Origin of the sequence: Streptomyces sp. NPDC014656 (assembly GCF_043084305.1) — a bacterium.
In the GTDB taxonomy this organism is placed as follows: domain Bacteria; phylum Actinomycetota; class Actinomycetes; order Streptomycetales; family Streptomycetaceae; genus Streptomyces.
Genome location: NZ_JBIBZN010000017.1, coordinates 173,564 through 179,914, shown reverse-complemented (window position 1 = coordinate 179,914; position 6,351 = coordinate 173,564). Strand labels below are relative to the sequence as shown.

Below are 6,351 nucleotides of genomic sequence, written 5' to 3'. Positions count from 1 at the left end.
GTGGGGGCGGGGCCCGCGGCGGGGGGGGCCCCCCCCCCCGGGGGGGGGGGCCCCCCCCCGCGCCCCGGGGGGGGGGGGGGGGGCCCCCCCCGCGGGGGGGGGGGGGCCCCCCCCCCCACGCCGCCCGGCGGTCACGGCCCGCACCGGGAGCCGGCACCCGGCGGCCCGGTCAGCCCAGGAAGCTCAGCCGCACCTGCCGCTGGGGGTTGTCCTTGTTGGTGTCGACCAGGCAGACCGACTGCCAGGTGCCCAGGGCGAGGCGGCCGGCGACGACGGGGAGGGTGGCGTGGGGCGGGAGGAAGGCGGGGAGGACGTGGTCGCGGCCGTGGCCGGGGGTGCCGTGGCGGTGCTGCCAGCGGTCGTCGGCGGGGAGCAGGTGGTGGAGGGTGGCCAGGAGGTCGCTGTCGCTGCCGGCGCCCGTCTCCAGGACGGCGAGGCCCGCGGTGGCGTGGGGGACGAAGAGGTTGAGCAGGCCGTCGCGTCCCGTGGCGGTCTCCGTGAGGAAGTCCTCGCAGACCTGCGTCAGGTCGGTGACCGTCTCCCGGGAGCCCGTGGTGAGGCTGACGACGCGCGTGGTGAAGGAATGTGACATGGAGTCATCCTGCCGTCCGGGGCGCGGGATCGCCCGTCCACGCTCCGAGACGCCGTTGACCGTGTCGGCCGCGGGTCGCTACGTTCGCGCCATGTCGCGTACAGCACTGCTCACCACGCGTGGTCACATCGACCTGCTGCGGGTGGCCTCCGCCGCCTGTTCCCGCGGCTGCTGACGCCTTCTTCCCCCTCCCGGCCGTCCCAGTGGCCGGACGTCTCCCCTGACGCTCTGACCCTCTCGCCGTACGCGTGTGTCCTCCGCGTGCGGTGACGTCGACGCGTACCCGCTCTCCGCCACCCCTTCCCGCGCCTCCTCTTCCGTACCGGAGTCTCTCCATGGCCGTCGGTCACGCACCCCCGCCCCCTACGCCCCTCCTGCCGGATATATCCGGTATTCCGGAGATCGAATCCCTCACTCCCCCGCGTCGCCCCGGGCGCGGGACCGCCGTGCCGCGCTGGCTGCGGCGGGCCGTCGGGCCGCTGCTGCTCCTGCTGGCGTGGCAGCTGGCCAGTGCCACGGGGGTGCTCGCGCCGGAGGTGCTCGCCTCGCCCGGGACGATCGCCCGGTCGGCCGCCGGTCTGGTCGCGGACGGGACCCTGCCGACCGCCATGGGGGTCTCGCTCCGGCGGGTGGCGGCGGGGCTGCTCGTCGGCGGCGCCGTCGGCACCGCGCTGGCGCTGTTGTCCGGGCTCTCCCGGCTCGGCGAGGACCTCGTGGACGCCACCGTGCAGATGCTGCGGACGGTGCCGTGGGTCGGACTCATCCCGCTGCTGATCATCTGGCTGGGCATCGGCGAGGCCCCGAAGGTGGCGCTCATCGCGCTCGGGACCGCCTTCCACCTCTACCTGAACGTGTACGCCGGGATCCGCGGCGTCGACGCCCAACTCGTCGAGGCCGGGCGGTCGCTGGGGCTCGGACGGTGGGGGCTCGTGCGGCACGTGGTGCTGCCCGGCGCGCTCCCGGGCGCCATGACCGGGCTGCGGTACGCGCTCGCCACCGCCTGGCTGGCGCTGGTCTTCGGCGAGTCCATCAACGCCGACGCCGGGATCGGCTTCCTGATGAACCAGGCCCGCGAGTTCTTCCGCACCGACGTGATCGTCGTCTGCCTCGTCGTCTACGCCTTCCTCGGCCTGCTCGCCGACGCCGTCGTCCGCACTCTCGAAAGGCTGCTGCTGCAATGGCGACCGACCTTCACCGGACAGTGACCGTCCGGGGCCTGACCCGCTCCTTCGACGGCCGGCCGGTCGTCGACGGGCTCGATCTCACCCTGGAACCGGGGCAGTTCACCGCACTGCTCGGACACAGCGGCTGCGGGAAGTCCACCCTGCTGCGGGTGCTCGCCGGGCTCGACCGCGAGGTCTCCGGCACCGTGCTCGTGCCGCGCCGCCGCGCGGTCGCCTTCCAGGCCCCCCGGCTGATGCCGTGGAAGCGGGTCTGGCGCAACGTCCTCCTCGGGCTCCCCGGCCGCCCGGACCGGACCGTCGCCTACCGGGCGCTGGAGGAGGTCGGACTCGGCCACCGGGCCGACGTCTGGCCGAAGACCCTCTCCGGCGGCGAGGCCCAACGCGCCTCCCTGGCCAGGGCCTTGGTACGCGATCCCGACCTGCTGCTGCTCGACGAGCCGTTCGGCGCGCTCGACGCGCTGACCCGGATCAAGGCCCAGCGGCTGGTCGCCGAGCTGTGGCGGCGGCGCGGCTGCACCGTGCTCCTCGTCACCCACGACGTGGACGAGGCCCTGCTCCTCGCCGACCGGGCACTGGTGATGCGCGACGGGGTCATCGCGTACGACACGCCCGTCGCCCTCGACCGGCCCCGCTCCCCCGCCGACCCCTCCTTCGCCGGCCTCCGCGGCCGCCTCCTCGCCGAACTCGGCGTCGGGGAGGGCGAGTCCGGTACGGAGGGGCCCACCCGCACCACCGCCTCCGACCCCGCCCCCTCTCCCTCCCGAACCCACTCCCACACCCACACCCCCGCCTAGGAGCCCCGCCGTGAAGCCCCTCCGACTCTCCCTCCCCGCCGCGCTGCTGCTCCCGCTCGCGCTGCTCGCCGCGACCGCCTGCACCCCCGCCTCGGGTTCCGACGCCGGCGGGAGCACCGACGGCAAGGGCGACCTCGTCCTGAACGTCGGCGACCAGAAGGGCGGCGCCGAGGCCGTGCTGCGCGCCGCCGGCGAGCTCGACGACCTGCCGTACCGGGTGAAGTGGTCCACCTTCACCTCCGGGCCACCGCTCCTCGAAGCCATCAACGCCGGTGCCGTCGACATCGGCGGCGTCGGCAACACCCCGCCGGTCTTCGCCGCCGGCGCCAAGTCGAAGATCACCGTGATCGCCGCGACCCACGGCGACTCGGCCGGCGAGGCCGTCCTCGTGCCGAAGGACTCGCCGCTGCGGTCCACCCGCGACCTCAAGGGCCGGAAGATCGCGGTGGCGCAGGGCAGTTCCGCGCACTTCCAGCTGATCGGATCGCTGGAGAAGGCCGGGCTGACGCTGAAGGACGTCCAGGTCACGCTGTTGCAGCCGGCCGACGCGCTCGCCGCCTTCACCAGCGGGAAGGTCGACGCGTGGGCGGTCTGGGACCCGTACACCTCCCAGGTGCTGCACAGCGGCTCCGGACGGGTCCTGACCGACGGGCGCGGGGTGGTCAACGGACTCGGTTTCCAGGTCGCCGCGCCCGCCGCGCTCGCGGACGAGAGGAAGGAGAGGGCCGTCGGCGACTTCGTCGAGCGGCTGCGGCGCGCCCAGGACTGGGTGTACGGCCACCCGGAGGACTGGGCGAAGGTCTGGTCGAAGGAGACGGGGCTGCCGTACGAGGTGGCGCTGGCCGCCGTGAAGCGCAGCGGCGGCACCCGGATCCCCGTCGCCCTCGACGAGGCGGCGATCGCCTCCGAGCAGCGGATCGCCGACACCTTCGCCGGTCTGGGGCTGATCCCGCGCTCCTTCCGGTTCGCCGACTTCGTGGACGACCGCTACGACAACGACCTGCCGCCGTCGACCACTCCGGCGCGCTCCTACGGAAAGGACGACTGACCATGACGGTCCACCTGCACTGGTTCCTGCCGACCGGCGGCGACGGGCGCACCCTCGTCGACCGGCACGCCTACACCGACGGCGGCATCGCCCGGACGCGCTCGGGCGCGGTCGCCGGGGTCCGCGCGCCCGACATCGAGTACCTGGCGCAGATCGCGAAGGCGGCCGAACGGCTCGGCTTCGAGGCCGTGCTGACGCCGACCGGCACGTGGTGCGAGGACGCCTGGCTGACGACGGTCGCGCTCGCGCAGCACACCGAACGGCTCAAGTTCCTGGTGGCCTTCCGGCCCGGCGTGCTGTCCCCCGTGCTCGCCGCCCAGATGGCCGCGACCTATCAGCGGATCACCCGCGGCCGGCTGCTGCTCAACGTGGTGACCGGCGGCGACTCCGTGGAGCAGCGGCGGTTCGGCGACCACCTGGACCACGACCAGCGGTACGCGCGCACCGCCGAGTTCCTGTCCGTCGTGCGGGGCGTGTGGAGCGGGCGCCCGTACGACTTCCAGGGCGAGCACTACCAGGTGGAGGGCGGGCTCACCGCGCTGCCGCCGGACCCGCTGCCGGAGCTGTTCTTCGGGGGCTCGTCCCCGGCGGCCGGTCCGGTCGCCGCCGAGCACGCGGACGTCTACCTCACCTGGGGCGAGCCGCCGTGGCAGGTCAAGGAGAAGATCGACTGGATCCGCCGGCTCGCCGGGGAGCGCGGCCGGACCGTCCGCTTCGGCATCCGGCTGCACACCGTCTCCCGCGACAGCTCCCGCGAGGCGTGGGCGACCGCCGACCGGCTGCTCTCCGACCTCGACGCCGAGACGGTCGCGGCGGCGCAGGCGCTGCTCGGCCGCAGCGAGTCCGTGGGCCAGCGGCGGATGCTCGCCCTCCACAGGGGCGGCGCGCTGGACCGGGACCGGCTGGAGATCGCCCCGAACCTGTGGGCGGGCGTGGGCCTGGTGCGGGGCGGGGCCGGTACGGCGCTCGTCGGCAGCCACGCGGACGTCGCCGAGCGCATCGAGGAGTACCACGACCTGGGCGTGGAGCACTTCGTGCTCTCCGGCTACCCGCACCTGGAGGAGGCGTACTGGTTCGGCGAGGGCGTCACGCCGCTGCTCGCGGAGCGCGGTCTGCTGACGACGGTGCCGGCGTCGCCGCTCCTCGCGGGCGCGGCGGGCCTCACGGGGATCGGGGGCGGGCGCTAGGACGGGCGGGGGCGGCGGGAGTGCCGTCCCCGCCGGGGTGGGGGCCGGGAAGATCCCGGCCCCCACCCCGGTTGGTAGAAACGTGAACGATTCTGTGGTGGAAGCAGCGGTCCGCACGGTGGACGTCGTGGTCGTCGGCGCCGGTCAGGCGGGGCTCTCCGCCGCCTTCCACCTCCGGCGGGCCGGCCTGGCGCCGGACCGGGACTTCGTCGTCCTCGACCACGCGCCCCGGGCGGGCGGGGCCTGGCAGTTCCGGTGGCCCTCGCTGACCTACGGCAAGGTGCACGGGATGCACTCCCTGCCGGGCATGGAGCTGACCGGGGCCGATCCCGCCCGTCCCTCCTCCGAGGTGATCGCCGGCTATTTCGACGCGTACGAGCGGACCTTCGGGCTGGCGGTGCACCGGCCGGTGGACGTGACCGCCGTCCGGGAGGGCGAGGGCGGCCGGCTGCGGGTGGAGACCTCGGAGGGGGTGTACGCGACCCGGGCGCTGATCAACGCCACCGGCACCTGGGACCGCCCCTTCTGGCCCCGTTACCCCGGCCAGGAGACCTTCCTCGGGACCCAGCTGCACACCGCCCGGTACCCGGGGCCGGAGGCCTTCGCCGGCCGGCGGGTGATCGTGGTGGGCGGCGGCGCGTCGGCCACCCAGCACCTGCTGGAGATCGCGGAGCACGCCGCCGCGACCACCTGGGTGACCCGGCGCGAACCGGTCTTCCGGGAGGGCTCCTTCGGCGAGGCGGAGGGCCGGGCGGCGGTCGCGCTGGTCGAGGAGCGGGTCCGGCGGGGGCTGCCGCCGCGCAGCGTGGTCTCGGTGACCGGGCTGCCCCTCAACGACGCGGTCCGCGCGGGACTGGCGAACGGCGTCCTGGACCGGCAGCCGATGTTCGAACGGATCACGCCGACCGGCGCCGTCTGGGCGGACGGCCGGACGGTCGAGGCGGACGTGATCCTGTGGGCGACCGGCTTCCGGCCGGCCATCGACCACCTGGCCCCGCTCCGGCTGCGGGGGCCCGGCGGCGGCATCCGGATGGAGGGGACCCGCGCCGTCCTCGACGAGCGCGTCCACCTGGTCGGTTACGGTCCGTCGGCCTCGACGGTCGGCGCCAACCGGGCCGGTCGCGCCGCGGTGGCCGAGATCCGCCGGCTCCTGGCGCGCCGGACGGAGCGCCTCCCGGAGCCGGCGCGGGTCACGGCCTGAGCGACCCGTCGCGCGGCCGCCACTCCCCCTCCGGCGACCTCACCCCCGCCCCGGGCGCGTACCGCGTGCCCGGCTCCGGCGCGTACCGCCCGCCCGGGTCCGCCGCGCACCGCGGTCCGTCCTCCAGGTAGACGGCGCTGCGGGTGAGGAGCACCTGGGTGAGGACGTCGTGGGCGAGGGCGAAATGCCGCTCGTCCGGATGGGTGGTGAGCCGGATCTCGACCCAGGCGTCGTCGAAGTCCACCCCGGTGACCCGGGCCAGTCGTCTGGCCTGCCAGGAGGTGATGGGCGACCAGATCCAGCGACGTCGTCTGAGCTGATTCATGTGCTGCCCAACGAGTCGGG

The 6,351-nt window shown here is 75.0% G+C and carries 7 protein-coding genes; 5 read left to right on the top strand and 2 right to left on the bottom strand.

Annotated elements, in window-relative coordinates; all coding sequences use genetic code 11:
• Positions 1-169: 169 nt before the first annotated feature.
• Complete coding sequence (locus tag ACF1ED_RS31400) at positions 170-592, bottom strand: secondary thiamine-phosphate synthase enzyme YjbQ (protein WP_391766227.1); 423 nt, start codon at positions 590-592, stop codon at positions 170-172.
• Positions 593-927: 335 nt separating this feature from the next.
• On the opposite strand from ACF1ED_RS31400, the gene ACF1ED_RS31395 reads away from it, so the two are divergent.
• From ACF1ED_RS31395 to ACF1ED_RS31375, 5 genes are all read left to right on the top strand, one after another.
• The gene (locus ACF1ED_RS31395; protein WP_391766226.1) at positions 928-1,797 is read left to right on the top strand and encodes an ABC transporter permease; all 870 of its coding nucleotides are present in this window, start codon (positions 928-930) and stop codon (positions 1,795-1,797) included.
• Positions 1,770-2,570 (top strand): ABC transporter ATP-binding protein, encoded by an 801-nt coding sequence (locus ACF1ED_RS31390; protein ID WP_391766224.1) that lies wholly within the window; start codon positions 1,770-1,772, stop codon positions 2,568-2,570. The genes ACF1ED_RS31395 and ACF1ED_RS31390 overlap by 28 nt, the downstream gene beginning before the upstream one ends.
• 10 nt (positions 2,571-2,580) lie before the next feature.
• Entirely contained in the window at positions 2,581-3,618 is a 1,038-nt protein-coding gene (locus ACF1ED_RS31385; RefSeq protein ID WP_391766223.1) for an ABC transporter substrate-binding protein, read from the top strand.
• A 2-nt stretch (positions 3,619-3,620) separates the two neighbouring features.
• Positions 3,621-4,805 carry an LLM class flavin-dependent oxidoreductase gene (locus tag ACF1ED_RS31380; protein ID WP_391766221.1) on the top strand — a complete coding sequence of 395 codons (1,185 nt, stop codon included), beginning with the start codon at positions 3,621-3,623 and terminating at the stop codon, positions 4,803-4,805.
• A gap of 97 nt (positions 4,806-4,902) precedes the next feature.
• Entirely contained in the window at positions 4,903-6,006 is a 1,104-nt protein-coding gene (locus ACF1ED_RS31375; RefSeq protein ID WP_391766219.1) for an NAD(P)-binding domain-containing protein, read from the top strand.
• Here ACF1ED_RS31375 and ACF1ED_RS31370 read toward each other — a convergent pair.
• Positions 5,996-6,331, bottom strand: a complete 336-nt coding sequence (locus ACF1ED_RS31370) for a hypothetical protein (RefSeq protein WP_391766217.1) — start codon at positions 6,329-6,331, stop codon at positions 5,996-5,998. The two genes, ACF1ED_RS31375 and ACF1ED_RS31370, sit on opposite strands and share 11 nt — an antisense overlap.
• Positions 6,332-6,351: the final 20 nt, after the last annotated feature.